We start from the raw sequence: 13,204 nt of genomic DNA on the forward strand, positions 1-13,204 counted from the left end.
CTAAGATTGTTTAATCCTATATATTACCAGCCAAAATTTATTATTAGATTAATATCTGATTTAAGGTACTTTTAAAACATCCTAAAATAAATTCCGTATAATACAGCTGTGCATCCAAAGCCTGGGTTTTCTGATGAAGATCAATACGTTTGGAAAGTATAACTTCTCCTTTGTAGCTAAATGAAAAGAAAGAAAAAATTTTAAATCCTGAATTTCTAACAGGTATAGCATATCCTGTAGATGCAATCCCCCAGTCGGTATCAAATGATTTAGCAACATTTACAGCCATTATATTTGATATATTCTGTGTGACACAATCATTTTCATAGGCTTCAATCCGATCAACATTCAGGAATTTTACTCTTTCACGTAGGGTATAAGTTGTGAGCCCTCCTTTGTAAAATAAACCAGCATTAGGCATTTGAGAAAAAGCTAGCTGCACTAATCCTGAAGTTACCCCTTCTGCTATAGAGACCGTTTCGTTTACTGTAATAAGGGAAGTACTTATATACTCAAGTAAATTTTGCTGGAATTTCATGGCATTTACTTTTTATCTGAATTCAACTTTATAAAATCTTTTTTTCATTCTTAAAATTTGTTTTCAAATAACATCATAGTCATTCAGATCCGTTACAAAATAATGTTCAATCGTTTCCTTAGCATTTTTGCACATCTTTAAAAGATCTTGTCTGGATGTATCTTCAAAAATAAAATCATCATGAATATCAATAATAAACTCGGTTACTTTTTCAGTATTCATAAGGTCATAGGTCATTAAATCATTCAAATTGTCTAACCTGCATTCTTCTTTAAAAAAAGGAATATTGCGGGAAAAGGAATTTTTAAACTGAAAAAGGTGTATTGTTTTCATGACTTCGGATATTCTGTGCTCAGTGAGGCCTTTTGTTTTACAAGATACTTTTGTATTGTTCGAAAAATGATCCTTAAAAGAAAGATTCATCTTTCAGGAGCGATACTTTTTTCTGCCAAAAATCTGCTCTAATCAATCCACGCAGATACAATATGGATAAAAAGGACAGAAAACCATTGGTTTCTATCCCTTAGTTAATTAAAATCTTCTTATCAATAGGGTATCCTATTTTTCTGATTTTAATAAGCTCCTTATGAAAATTGAGTGGTTTTAAGGGATTTAATCACCTTTCCATGGTTTATGTCTGGTAATTCTGTATCCTTTGTATTTTATTTTCAGGTCTTCATCTTACACGGTTACTTCAATACAAAGGTGGCTGTTTCCGGATACAATATGCTATATCTATTTATATTAATCTTACACATATCACACCTTTTTACAAGTCTTCTAAGTTTCCAAAGCGTTTTTGTTTCAGCTGTTTGTAAAATGATGGTGAAAGCCCTGTTATTTTTTTAAATTGATTGGATAAATGAGCCACACTGCTATAGTTTAGCTTATAAGAGATCTCTGTAAGATTAAGCTCGTCATATAGTAATAGTTCTTTTACTTTCTCCACTTTATTAATAATGATAAAATGCTGCAGAGTCATCCCTTTAACCTCAGAAAACGTATTGGCCAGATAAGTATAATCATAACCAAGTTTCTCACTTACATAATCTGAAAAATTTTCCTTTGGAAGGGCATCAGAATAATGGATCATCTCTATGACTACATTTTTTATTTTCTCTATCAGAATACTTTTTTTATCATCCAATATTTCAAGGCCGGTTTTAAGGAGGTTCTCTTTTAATATACGCCTTTGTTCAGGACAGATATCATCCAATAATTCAACCGTACCCAGATCTACAACTGCATTTTTAATGCCCAATCTTTCCAATTCCTGAGAGACCACCATTTTGCAGCGCAAGCTTACCATATATTTTATATACAACTTCATCGTCCTTACATTTTATATACTGCCAATTATTTCATTAACAGTCATTTATTCAAAGTTACTTCATTAATTTATAAATATCTATGATTTATATAACAAATTAAAAGACTATTACAAAGCTTTCCCTTTTTAAGGATCTAGATTTACAGTGAACAAAAATATTTTACAATGTCAAAGAAAAAAGATGGAAAAAAGAAGTCGGACAAAACACCACCCTCAAAATCTGTAAAAGAAAAACGGGAGGATAAAATAAATAAAAGAATAGATAAAGAAAATGAAGGCCGGGAAGCCTCTAATTGAATGGTAACCATAAAAAAAGAAGGAATTATACTCCGGAAAACGGCATTAGACTTTGAAAGTGAAGGTGTTTTAAACCCTGCTGTTATCTATAATAATGGAAAGATCCATTTGTTTTACAGAGCCGTGGCGGGGAATAATTTCTCCAGCATCGGATATTGTATGCTCTCAGATTACAAGACTGTAGAAATGAGGTCTGAGCACCCAATAATAATCCCTGAGTTTGACTATGATAAACACGGAACGGAGGATCCTAGAATTGTAAAAATTGACGATCTGTTTTACCTTACTTATACCAGCTATGACGGCATAAATGCATTGGGAACATTGGCGACTTCCAAAGACCTTACATCATGGAAAAAAAAAGGCATAATTGTTCCGACAATTTCCTATACAAAGTTTAAACTTTTATCAGAAACGGAGGGAGCAATAGCTGAGAAATACAAACGATTTAATGAGTTTCCACCAGGTCACGAAAAAAATAAGGATATATTTCTTTGGGATAAAAATGTAATTTTCTTTCCAAGAAGAATAAACGGAAAGTTATATTTTCTTCATCGTATAAGACCCGATATTCAGATTGTGGATATAGACAGCATTGAAGATCTAACCCCTGATTTTTGGAAAGTCTATTTTCTACAGTTCAGAGATCATATTGTTTTATCGCCAAAATATGACCATGAATTAAGCTACATCGGTGGCGGATGCCCCCCTATAGAAACTGAACACGGATGGCTGATGATCTATCATGGCGTTCATGATACCGTTGAAGGTTATGTGTACAGCGCATGTGCAGCTTTACTTGAACTTGACCATCCTGAAAGAGAAATATCAAGACTTCCTTATCCCCTTTTCAAACCTGAAGAAAAATGGGAGGTGAAAGGAGAAGTCAACAATGTCTGTTTTCCAACCGGAGCCATTGTAGAGGATGATACTCTCTATATTTATTACGGTGCTGCAGACAAAAGAATTGCTGTAGCATCTTTAAGCATCAAAGAGCTATTAAAGGAATTGCTGCACTACACATCATAACTGATCATTCAATAAGAAATCTCACACTTTAAAATAGAAATTAACATGAATAAGAATATACATCCAGACGTGGAGGAAAAGATAAAAAGACGGTCTCAAAATAAAAAAAACACAATTTATTATAAACCTGAAATTGTATTCATCAGTACTTTTCCTCCTAAGGTGTGCGGTATTGCAACTTACTGTGAAGACCTTATAAGATCTCTACAATTAAAGTTTAAAGAATCATTTAAAATAATTATTTGTCCAATGGAAACCGGGGATGAAAGTTATCAGTATACAGAAAAGGTGGAATATAGGTTAAATACTTCAGATGCCGTTTCTTATTTGGAGCTTGCTGACCGGATCAATAAAAATGACAATATTCAACTTGTAATGCTCCAGCATGAGTTCGGTTTTTTTAATGAAACAAAAAATGGATTATCCCTTTTCCTTCAGCATTTAGAAAAAGAGATCATCATTACTTTTCATACTGTTCTGCCTAAACCGGATCAGGAATTAAAAGAAAAAGTGCAAAAAATCAGCAATTTATCCAAATCTATTATTGTAATGACAGGTATTTCAGCAGATATCCTTTCAAATGACTATGACATTCCCAATGATAAAATTACAGTGATACCACATGGTACCCATTTACTGCCATTTATTGATAAAACTTCCCTCAGAACGAAGTACGGATTTAAAGACAAAAAATTCTTTCCACATTCGGTTTATTGGGTTCCGGAAAAAATATTGAAACAACTCTGGAAGCACTGCCCGAAATCATTTCTCAGAATCCGGATGTGATGTTTCTGATTATTGGAAAAACCCATCCTACCATCATCAAAAGTGAGGGTGAAAAGTATCGGATTTTTTTGAAGGAAACCATTCAAAGACTTAATTTAGAAAAGCATACCTTCTTCATTAATCAGTACCTGCCTTTGGATGAGTTATTAGATTATCTTCAGCTCACGAATATCTATCTTTTTACTTCAAAGGATAGAAATCAGGCTGTAAGCGGCACCTTTTCTTATGCCATCAGCTGTGGATGTCCCATTGTTTCAACTCCTATTCCACATGCTTTGGAAGTGTTAAAAGAAGATACGGGTATTATTATTGATTTTGAGGCTCCGGATCAGCTTGCTGCTGCTGTGAACCTCTTGCTGAAAAATGAAAATATACAGGAAAAGCTACGTTTAAAAAGTCTGGAAAAAATGGCTCCGACAGCTTGGGAAAACTCTTCTATTTTACATGCCCTGCTATTTCAGCAACATGGTAAAGATACAATAAAACTAAACTATACATTCCCTGCCATCAATCTCAGCCACCTCAAAAATATGACAACAGATTTTGGAATGATCCAGTTTTCTAAAATCAATAAACCGGATATAGACTCGGGTTATACTTTAGATGATAATGCCCGTGCGCTGATTGCAGTATGCAGGCATTATGAATTATACAGAGATGAATCAGACCTTGCCTTAATTTCAACTTATCTGAATGTAATTAAGTTTTGTCAACAGCCCCATGGTAATTTTCTCAATTATGTAGACCAGCACAGAAAATTTACACAGCAAAACTACGAGACCAATCTGGAAGATTCCAATGGAAGAGCCATCTGGGCACTGGGTTATTTACTTTCAATAAAAGAAATTTTACCTCATCAGTATTCTGAAGAAGCAGAACTAATCTTAAAAAAAAGTATTTTCTCTCTGGAAAACATTTATTCTACCAGAGCCATGGCTTTTATTATAAAGGGATTATATTATCAAAATTCCGAAAAAAATATTCCACTATTAAAAAAACTGGCTAACCGGCTCGTAAAAATGTACCAGCATGAAAAACACAATGACTGGCATTGGTTTGAAAGCTATCTGACCTATGGCAACAGTTTATTACCTGAAGCTTTGTTATGTGCATGGATCTCCACTAAAGAAGAAGTTTATCAACAAATTGCCAGTGAATCTTTTCAGTTTCTGCTTTCTAAAATATTTATCAAAGGAGACATCAGAGTGATCTCCAACAAAGGATGGCTGCAAAAAGACACCGTTAAAATACCTGAAACCATTGGAGGGGAACAGCCTATTGACGTTGCTTATACCATCCTTGCACTATCTGCATTCTACAGGGTTTTTAAGGATGAAAAATATTTACAACTGATGAAAAATGCTTTTATTTGGTTTTTGGGAAAGAACCATTTAAATCAAATTATCTATAATCCTGCAACGGGAGGCTGCTATGACGGCCTGGAGGAAAAAAATGTAAATCTTAATCAGGGTGCGGAATCCACAGTCAGCTATCTTATGGCAAGACTGTGTTTCTCCAAAGTACCTGTTAAATCATTGCTAAATGCGGATCATTTAACTTGAATTTTGCAGAAATAATAATTATGGAACAATCGTAATAAACAGGTAAATTAAAAATATAGCGATCAGTACAAATCCCTGCATAATATTCGTTCGGCCGGTCGCCAGTGAAACGGTAATAATAAAAAGGGACAACCCAAGAAGTATTGTTGACTTGATATCTATGCCTAATGACATTCTTATGTCGGTTATTACAGATATAATTGCAATGGCAGGAATACTCAGTCCAATACTTGCGAGAGCAGAACCAAATGCAAGATTCAATGAGGTCTGGATCTGATCACTTTTAGCGGCTCTGAATGCAGCCACTCCCTCCGGAAGAAGAACAATACCGGCAATAATTATACCCACCAAAGATCTTGGAGCTCCTGCTGATACCACGATATGTTCAACATCTTTTGATAGGAGTTTTGCCAATAAAACAACTACTCCAAGGCAAAGAATCAGCAATACACAACTGATGTATAGATTCTTACCGGAAGATTTCCCATGATCAGTTTGTTCAGACAGGTTTCCGGCCAGTTTGTTTTGCGGAGAAATGAAAAAGCTCCGGTGCCTGAGCGTCTGAATCATTGTAAAGCCTAAATAAAGCCCCAATGAGATCAAAGCTATAAAGAGCAGTTGAAATGAGGTATATTCGCCTCCGCGGTGGCTTACAGTATAATTAGGCAGGATAAGCACAAAAATAATGACGGAGGTAAGAGTGATCAACGCTGTGCTTACCCCCTGCAAGGTAAAACTTTGTTCCCTGTATCTTAAAGAACCTATCACAATACAGCTACCAATGATCCCGTTAAGGATAATCATCACTGCTGCAAAAACCGTATCTCGGGCAAGCGTAATGGTTTCCAAACCTTTGGCGCCCATCATTATGGAAATAATCAATCCTACCTCTATTACTGTAATGGCAAACGCAAGAAGTAAAGTGCCAAAAGGTTCACCCAAACGATGGGCAATAACTTCGGAATGATAAACTGCCGCAAGGACACTTCCCATCAGGAATAAAGCAAGAATCACAGAATAAAAACCTGAAGAAAAAACAGCATTTCCAAAATAGAAGAGCCATGCCAGAATGGGAACAAAAAGGGTCCACATCCCTAAATATTTTTTTGTATTCATAAAAACCGTAATAAATTTTGTACAGTTGAATCCTCTTTCAGAGAAAATTAACTGGTTTATATTCCCTTTTAGAAAAGAGCTTCTATTAATATTTTGAAGCAGTTCAGAAATATCAAACCGGAAATATCAAATAGGGTAAGGAAGGAAGTAAATACACCAAACTGTCACTATGAAACCTTCATTTAGCGTAGTAAACCGCTAAGATACAAAATATCAATAACTTATTAGAAGGATATAGAAAATATTTTTCTCTCCGTATCAATTAGTTTCTACCGGTGACAACAAGTAATATCGGAAAAACGGAAAAGGTGTGATATGTGCAATATTAAAATAACAATCTATAATACATCCTGTTGTAAAAGGTCCACCTTTGTATAGTAACAATTAAGTTATACCAAAATCCACATCATGGACACAAACCACAACAAAGACAACAAATCTTCTAAAATTCCGGGAGACTGGAATGTGCAGTCTAAGCAGCTGAAAGAAAAATTTTCAACATTGACAGACTACGATTTAAAGTTAGAGGTAGGTAAAGAAAAGGAAATGCTCGAAAGAATCGGAAACAGGCTGAGAAAAAACCGTGAAGAGGTTCTCAATATCATAAAAGAGATTAATCTTTCGTAAAGTGTTTAAAGATACAGTTAAAATCACGAAGAAATTACTTTTAAAGGGTTTCAGCTGAAAAAAAGGGATAGAAATCAGGCGATTCTATCCCTTTTATATATCATACCCCCGCTTTTTCACTTTTAAACAAACGGTGATGAATCATAAAGAACTTGACAAATCAAAAGTATATACTACCACCCAAATTGTAGAATATATTTCAAATTCTGTTGTCAGCAGGACGATAATTGAAAAATTAACCGGTACTATCAGCGCTCTTTCGTTTGATGATGGAGAGGGGTTACCAGAAAAAACATCTCCTTTTGATGCTGTAGCGCAGATTATTGATGGGAAAGCAGAAATTATTATAGATGGCGGATCCTATTTTCTTGAAGAAGGGGAATCCATTATTATTCCAGCGCACAAACCCAATTCAGTAAAAGGAAATAAACGCTTTAAAATGATTCTGACCATCATAAAAAGCGGTTATGAATAAAATAGCTGACAGTCCTTGAAAAAGAGATCAATAAAAAAGAAAGATAATAAAAATTCTAATGAAAAAGCTGAATAAGCATCCAAAGAACAGATTTGGACTCCGAAACAAAAAAAACATTTCAAGAAAAGCGTATTACTCTCAGTTTGTTTCTCTTTTCTACATCAGAAATACCAATATCACTTTAGAAAGAGACGCAACAGAAATTCTTCGAATGCTCAGAGAATTAAATAGTCTTAATAATAACTCAAGATTAGTATTCAGCAGTCATTGCAGTTTAAGCAAGCATAATCTTTGGCAAACCGTTTTGCAGGATGGGAATGACAGCATACAATATATCAAAGTCCAATTTGAATATATACTGGAAAATATTGTTAAAAAAAATAAAATCAATTCATATGTATTCTGGCAGCAAAACAAAACGTATATGGAAGACCTAAAAGAAAACAATGAAAAACTAATCCTGCGGGCTTCTCAGATCTTACCACAAGAAGAAAAATTATCATGGGAAACAAATATATGCAGTTTCTATGATGAAATTTTCTCTTTACTCGTTCCGCTTACCAATATATGCAGACTGGAATCAGACTTTATTGAAAAGTATACTCCTAAAACTTTCAATAGTATTACCATGGATATTATTAAAAATATTCCAAAAGAGTACACCTTAAAGGAAGCAAGAGAATATGAGCAGGAATATTTGAAAACAATAACAGACTACAGTCATGAATTCAATAAAAAAAAGAGTCTTTGGGGCAATATTCTAAATATACTTTCAGGAGGTATGTACCATCTTCCATCAGAACACTTCATGCTTAAAAAATGGATCAATGGAAAAATGAAAGATAACCTTAATACATGATTATTACCTTAATTCCACAAACCTTTTAAATAATTGTGCCGTGAAAACAATACATCTTTTTCAGTTTAAAAATTCCTTTTCCCGAAACATTTCATTTTTTAAAGAAGAACGAAGGCTGAAAACTGATTTGGCTGCGTTCGATTTAATAGACATTGAAATAGTAACAGAATACATCGTTAAAACTCATGATGACTTTACCTTTGAAGGCACCTCGGTTAATGATCTTATATTAATGTGTAAAAGAGCACAGAAGACAATTGAACATTACTTTGTGGCAGGATTAAATGATTATGATGTGATCTGAAAAATAAAGCCAACAACACATCTTGACCTACAGAATTTATGCTTCTGGTACCATCTCTGATTTACTGCTTTTTTTACTATAAATTTTGTCGTTTTCCTGAAATAAGGCCCCAGATTGTCTCCCGGCTTTGCGGAAAAACAATATACGATCAGAGAGATACCGTTTTTAGAATCGTTTTTTAGAACATTTAAATAAACTTCCGGAGCCGGATTATTCATAACATCCAAAAAGCATCCACTATTCTATCATAAAGATCATCCATCTTTCGTAAGCCATCATCAAAGCATTAGAATGTAGGACATCTCTATTTTGTAATGAAAAATAAAATACTGACCTTAACACCTTTCTAAAACGACCTTTTTTGATTATTTTTACCTGATAATACATAACTAATATATGAGAAAATTCATTTTTGCAGGAATACTCGCTTTTGGAGGATTTCTAACAGCAAATGCACAGTGTACAGCTGTATCCACAATTGTTGAAAATTTTGATACCTGGAAAGATATTAACAAATGCTGGAGTGTACAGTCAGGAAAAGCAATGCTTTATGCCAATGATAAAAGAATTATATTTTACTCCATGAACAATCCTGGAGAGAATATGTATCTGGTGACCCCAAAAATTAAAGCAGGAAGCTATACCCTTACCTTTGATATTTCTGACAACGGAGGAGATACAACACTGGAACTTTTCTCAATAAACAATGCAGCAGACCCCAAATCATATGTTTCAATAGCCAAGCCTTCAAAGATAACAGGGGATAAAAAAGTATTTAACCTTTCTTTGAAAAAAGACACCTATCTGGGGCTGAAAGTGTTACTGAATAGCGTACATCAGGCAGTTTATGTAGACAATCTTTCTTTAAAGCCTAAAAAATAATCATTTACAATTAATATATCAGGGATAGCCTCTGATTCCCCATAAAACAGTTCGATACCTTCGGGCTTATGACCAGCTGTTATCAGGCTTTATATCTTAGTCTCCAAAGTCTCATAACTTTGGAGATTTTTTTAAACTCTTTTCTTTTTATTTACAAGAATACTAATTGCATTTATCATTAAATTACCCGTATTTATAATGCAAAACCTGCTACAGACAGGGCAGAAGCATCCATAAATAGTTAAAATATCCTTAATTTATTCATAATAGAAGGTAGATATGGATTTTTGAAATCTTTAAATGAGTAATTTAGCGCTGCATTAAAAATGCGACGGATCTTTATGAAAAATATATTCTTTTTATTGCTTGTTTCAAGTATACAACCCGTATTGTCCCAAACTAAACTGGAAAAAGCAATTACCAATCTTGAGAATAATTACGAACAGGAAAAAGTGTACTTATTGACCGACAAATCTCAATATGCAGCAGGTGACCAGATCTGGTTCAAAAGCTTTGTATTTGATGGTTATAATCGTTCTGCCCTTTCTACTACTCTATTTGTTGAATTGTACAATTCCGATAAAAAGTTAATAGACTGGAAAATGATAGTTCTGGCCAATGGTGAAGGCAGCGGGGATTTCAAACTGAAGGAAGATCTTCCCGAGCAAGTTTATTTTGTAAGGGCCTATACTCCCTACATGACTAATTTTAATGAAGATTTTCAGATTGTTAAAACTATTCCTATTTACAATCCAGGTTCTGCCGAAACATTAGAAATATCTAAAAGTTCGGACTGGTCTGCCAAAGCTTTTCCTGAAGGTGGAACTTTTATTAATGGTGTGCCGACAAAATTTGCTGTAAGACTATCAAGTAATACTTCTTTACCGGACAACTTTAGCGGAAAAATAGTAGATACAAAGAATCCAAATGTGTCTATCACAACGTTTACCTCATTTGATAAAAATGTTGCCTCTTTTAAAATAACTCCTGCTTCAGGAAAAAAATACCAGGCTATTATTCAGGATAATGCAGGACGAAAACAAACAATAGATTTACCGGAAGCAGCAGACAGCGGCATCAATCTGGAAGTTTACAGCTCTAAAGAAGGGATTAAATACAGCTTAAAAGGAATCAACTTAAAACAACAGCTCCAAAATTATAAAATTGTAGGAACCATCAATAATCATCTTGCGTATCGGGCAAACATTAATCAGTTGACTAATGAGGCTTCAAGCCTTATTCCCCCAAAAGTAAGCAACGGGGCCAATGGTATTTTGCAGTTAGCCATTTTTGATGAGCAGGACAATCTTGTTGCACAAAGACTTTGCTTTATAAGACCTAATAATTTAAAGATTGAGAAAGCAGAAATTGTAGCTCAGAGTTTAAAACCAACTCCAAGATCATTCAACAGCATTGATCTTTCTCCAGAGTCATATTTTAAAAATTATACAGTTGTCGTAAGTGAGGACTATGGTACAAACAATTCTGAAGAAGAAAATATACTGAGCAGTCTCTGGTTAACAGGAGATCTCACTACAAGAATAGATACACCCGCACAATATTTTTCTAAAAATGCCAATAGTGAAGCTTTAGACGCTCTGCTTATTTCTGAAAACTGGAAAAGATTTGACTGGAATTCTGTACTGAGTGGCGCTTTCCCTCCCATTAAAACCAATTCTCTGAATTTTCTTTCTTATAAAGTAAAACCAATTAAAGATAATGCGATGCTTAGGGATACTAATGTAACTCTGGCATTGAGATTAGGCAAGCAAGAACCGATCATTAATCTCTTTAAAACCGATCAAAATGGATATGTTTACTTAGACAATCTTAACTTTGATGACCCTTTGAGTGTTTCATTATTTGTAAATGCAGAAAAAGGTAAAGAATCAAATACGAACAATCTATTTGTATCAGCAGAACCTCTGGTAAATCCCACCCAGTTTAAAGGTAATTTCCCTGCTACAAAATACAAATTGGTGAAAACTGCTGAAAATAAAAAGCCTTCTACAGCCATTTCCAGAGCGCTCAACACTCAGAAAAACATAAAAAAAATGGAAAATGCTGATGTTCAGATTGAAGAAGTAAAATTGGTCGGAAAAAAACAAGATCCCAAAGAAGAGTTAAACAAACAACTGTCTACCGGAATGTTTAATTCTATGAATACTACTATATTTGATTTTGTAAATGAGGACCAGCATGCCTCCGGATCAAGCAATATATTAGACTGGCTGCAGGGAAGAGCTGCCGGATTAACCTTTCAGAGAAACAATTCAGGAGTGAATGTTCCTTACATTCGGGGCAGTCAGGCTAAATTATACCTGGATGAAGTACCTACTGACCCTTCTATGATTACAAGTATTCCTGTAAACAATATTGCGATGGTAAAAATTATTAAAGAATCAGGATTAATAGGCAATGCAGTAGCCATCTATACCATGAGAGGTGATATGAAATCTAAGACCAGCGGAAAAGAAACCCAAAGTAATAACTCAGCGATACTAAAAGGCTATGATAAACCTTCAGAATTCCCTATTGAAATGATAGATGATACTTCTCCGGCAAAAATTGAAAATGACACCCGCGAAACACTGTATTGGAACACTAATTTATTTGACAGTGATTATGTTCCCCCAAGAATTAAATTTTTCAATAATGACACTGCAAAACAATATAAAGTACTGATAATAAGTTTTGATGAAGATGACAATCTTCTTTATGATACAGAAATCTTAAAATAATATTTTGGAAAGAGTTAGCAGAAATTTGAATCCTTTCTCTGTTGCTATAGATCTCATAGAACGATGAGAATTTTTGTAGAGTTCAATACATTCTAATTTGAAGCCAACGCTAAATTTTACTTTTCTATACATAAAAAATGCCCCTAAAAAGGGTCTACCTTTTTGGGGGCAATCCACTTCTTTTTATGGATTTACAGTAAAAAAAAACCGTCTAAACATAGTGGTTGATATACATATACTGCCAATTGTCGCATCTAAAATTTATTAAAGCCTTTTAGCTTTAAAATGCAGGAAGTTCGATTTCATCTTTAGTAACCTCTTTTTCTTTACGGCTAAACAGTCTGCCAATCATCTTGAAAGGACGGCTTGCTACAATGGAAGCCGCAGTATTCACCACACTAACCCCCAGTTTTGATTTAGGATGAGCAAGCCATGGAACTCCCGGAGGTAATTTCTGAACTTTTTCTACGAATGGACGCATCCGTTTTTCATACGCTGAGAATGCATCTTCATGATGATCATGGCGGGACAGTTCACCAGCCAGTAAATAAGCGCCTACCATAGCCAGCGTAGTTCCCATACCGGTTAAAGGAGTCGGACAATATGCTGCATCTCCGATACGGAAATGTATTTTCAGTAAATTCAAGTCTATCCTTCT

15 protein-coding genes are annotated in these 13,204 nt (G+C 34.5%); 10 read left to right on the forward strand and 5 right to left on the reverse strand.

Features of this window, described 5'->3' with window-relative positions; all coding sequences use genetic code 11:
• Positions 1 to 43: 43 nt before the first annotated feature.
• The 3 genes from LF887_RS13720 to LF887_RS13730 all read right to left on the reverse strand — a co-directional run bounded on the left by LF887_RS13720 (position 44) and on the right by LF887_RS13730 (position 1,868).
• Complete coding sequence (locus LF887_RS13720) at positions 44 to 538, reverse strand: CinA family protein (protein ID WP_236854778.1); 495 nt, start codon at positions 536 to 538, stop codon at positions 44 to 46.
• A 63-nt stretch (positions 539 to 601) separates the two neighbouring features.
• Positions 602 to 871, reverse strand: coding sequence for a heme oxygenase (locus LF887_RS13725; protein WP_236854780.1), 270 nt, complete (start codon positions 869 to 871; stop codon positions 602 to 604).
• Between the two features lie 436 nt (positions 872 to 1,307).
• The gene (locus tag LF887_RS13730) at positions 1,308 to 1,868 is read right to left on the reverse strand and encodes a helix-turn-helix domain-containing protein (protein ID WP_236854782.1); all 561 of its coding nucleotides are present in this window, start codon (positions 1,866 to 1,868) and stop codon (positions 1,308 to 1,310) included.
• A 165-nt stretch (positions 1,869 to 2,033) separates the two neighbouring features.
• Between LF887_RS13730 and LF887_RS24240 the strand changes: the two genes are divergently transcribed.
• From LF887_RS24240 to LF887_RS13745, 4 genes are read left to right on the forward strand one after another with little or no spacing between them, the layout of a single operon-like run.
• On the forward strand, positions 2,034 to 2,165 hold the full coding sequence (locus LF887_RS24240) for a hypothetical protein (RefSeq protein WP_262912471.1): 132 nt from the start codon (positions 2,034 to 2,036) through the stop codon (positions 2,163 to 2,165).
• Positions 2,166 to 3,194, forward strand: coding sequence for a pesticidal protein Cry7Aa (locus LF887_RS13735; RefSeq protein ID WP_236854784.1), 1,029 nt, complete (start codon positions 2,166 to 2,168; stop codon positions 3,192 to 3,194). It abuts the gene before it with no gap.
• A gap of 45 nt (positions 3,195 to 3,239) precedes the next feature.
• Positions 3,240 to 3,980 carry a glycosyltransferase gene (locus tag LF887_RS13740; RefSeq protein WP_236854785.1) on the forward strand — a complete coding sequence of 247 codons (741 nt, stop codon included), beginning with the start codon at positions 3,240 to 3,242 and terminating at the stop codon, positions 3,978 to 3,980.
• Positions 3,908 to 5,542 carry a glycosyltransferase gene (locus LF887_RS13745; protein ID WP_236854787.1) on the forward strand — a complete coding sequence of 545 codons (1,635 nt, stop codon included), beginning with the start codon at positions 3,908 to 3,910 and terminating at the stop codon, positions 5,540 to 5,542. Before LF887_RS13740 ends, LF887_RS13745 begins: the two co-directional genes overlap by 73 nt.
• An 18-nt stretch (positions 5,543 to 5,560) precedes the next feature.
• On the opposite strand, the gene LF887_RS13750 is transcribed toward LF887_RS13745, so the two are convergent.
• On the reverse strand, positions 5,561 to 6,658 hold the full coding sequence (locus LF887_RS13750) for a calcium:proton antiporter (protein ID WP_236854789.1): 1,098 nt from the start codon (positions 6,656 to 6,658) through the stop codon (positions 5,561 to 5,563).
• A gap of 408 nt (positions 6,659 to 7,066) precedes the next feature.
• On the opposite strand from LF887_RS13750, the gene LF887_RS13755 reads away from it, so the two are divergent.
• From LF887_RS13755 to LF887_RS13780, 6 genes are all read left to right on the forward strand, one after another.
• Positions 7,067 to 7,285: a hypothetical protein gene (locus LF887_RS13755; RefSeq protein WP_236854791.1), complete on the forward strand. Its 219-nt coding sequence runs from the start codon at positions 7,067 to 7,069 to the stop codon at positions 7,283 to 7,285.
• 136 nt (positions 7,286 to 7,421) lie between these two features.
• On the forward strand, positions 7,422 to 7,760 hold the full coding sequence (locus LF887_RS13760) for a cupin domain-containing protein (protein ID WP_236854792.1): 339 nt from the start codon (positions 7,422 to 7,424) through the stop codon (positions 7,758 to 7,760).
• Positions 7,761 to 7,818: 58 nt separating this feature from the next.
• Complete coding sequence (locus tag LF887_RS13765) at positions 7,819 to 8,619, forward strand: hypothetical protein (protein WP_236854794.1); 801 nt, start codon at positions 7,819 to 7,821, stop codon at positions 8,617 to 8,619.
• A 40-nt stretch (positions 8,620 to 8,659) separates the two neighbouring features.
• Positions 8,660 to 8,923, forward strand: coding sequence for a heme oxygenase (locus LF887_RS13770; RefSeq protein ID WP_236854796.1), 264 nt, complete (start codon positions 8,660 to 8,662; stop codon positions 8,921 to 8,923).
• Between the two features lie 396 nt (positions 8,924 to 9,319).
• Positions 9,320 to 9,805, forward strand: a complete 486-nt coding sequence (locus LF887_RS13775) for a hypothetical protein (RefSeq protein ID WP_236854798.1) — start codon at positions 9,320 to 9,322, stop codon at positions 9,803 to 9,805.
• Between the two features lie 341 nt (positions 9,806 to 10,146).
• On the forward strand, positions 10,147 to 12,546 hold the full coding sequence (locus LF887_RS13780; protein WP_236854800.1) for a hypothetical protein: 2,400 nt from the start codon (positions 10,147 to 10,149) through the stop codon (positions 12,544 to 12,546).
• Between the two features lie 280 nt (positions 12,547 to 12,826).
• Here LF887_RS13780 and LF887_RS13785 read toward each other — a convergent pair whose 3' ends face one another.
• Positions 12,827 to 13,192, reverse strand: a complete 366-nt coding sequence (locus LF887_RS13785) for a hypothetical protein (RefSeq protein ID WP_236854802.1) — start codon at positions 13,190 to 13,192, stop codon at positions 12,827 to 12,829.
• Positions 13,193 to 13,204 lie beyond the last annotated feature (12 nt).

The organism is Chryseobacterium sp. MEBOG06, assembly GCF_021869765.1.
GTDB lineage: Bacteria > Bacteroidota > Bacteroidia > Flavobacteriales > Weeksellaceae > Chryseobacterium.

Excerpts from the sequence above, each read along its gene's own strand:
- LF887_RS13725 (WP_236854780.1), bottom strand. The coding sequence starts at position 871 with ATGAAAACAATACACCTTTTTCAGTTTAAAAATTCCTTTTCCCGCAAT.
- LF887_RS13735 (WP_236854784.1), top strand. The coding sequence starts at position 2,166 with ATGGTAACCATAAAAAAAGAAGGAATTATACTCCGGAAAACGGCATTA.
- LF887_RS13720 (WP_236854778.1), bottom strand. The coding sequence starts at position 538 with ATGAAATTCCAGCAAAATTTACTTGAGTATATAAGTACTTCCCTTATT.
- LF887_RS24240 (WP_262912471.1), top strand. The coding sequence starts at position 2,034 with ATGTCAAAGAAAAAAGATGGAAAAAAGAAGTCGGACAAAACACCACCC.
- LF887_RS13740 (WP_236854785.1), top strand. The coding sequence starts at position 3,240 with ATGAATAAGAATATACATCCAGACGTGGAGGAAAAGATAAAAAGACGG.
- LF887_RS13760 (WP_236854792.1), top strand. The coding sequence starts at position 7,422 with ATGAATCATAAAGAACTTGACAAATCAAAAGTATATACTACCACCCAA.
- LF887_RS13775 (WP_236854798.1), top strand. The coding sequence starts at position 9,320 with ATGAGAAAATTCATTTTTGCAGGAATACTCGCTTTTGGAGGATTTCTA.
- LF887_RS13730 (WP_236854782.1), bottom strand. The coding sequence starts at position 1,868 with ATGAAGTTGTATATAAAATATATGGTAAGCTTGCGCTGCAAAATGGTG.
- LF887_RS13755 (WP_236854791.1), top strand. The coding sequence starts at position 7,067 with ATGGACACAAACCACAACAAAGACAACAAATCTTCTAAAATTCCGGGA.
- LF887_RS13765 (WP_236854794.1), top strand. The coding sequence starts at position 7,819 with ATGAAAAAGCTGAATAAGCATCCAAAGAACAGATTTGGACTCCGAAAC.
- LF887_RS13750 (WP_236854789.1), bottom strand. The coding sequence starts at position 6,658 with ATGAATACAAAAAAATATTTAGGGATGTGGACCCTTTTTGTTCCCATT.
- LF887_RS13780 (WP_236854800.1), top strand. The coding sequence starts at position 10,147 with ATGAAAAATATATTCTTTTTATTGCTTGTTTCAAGTATACAACCCGTA.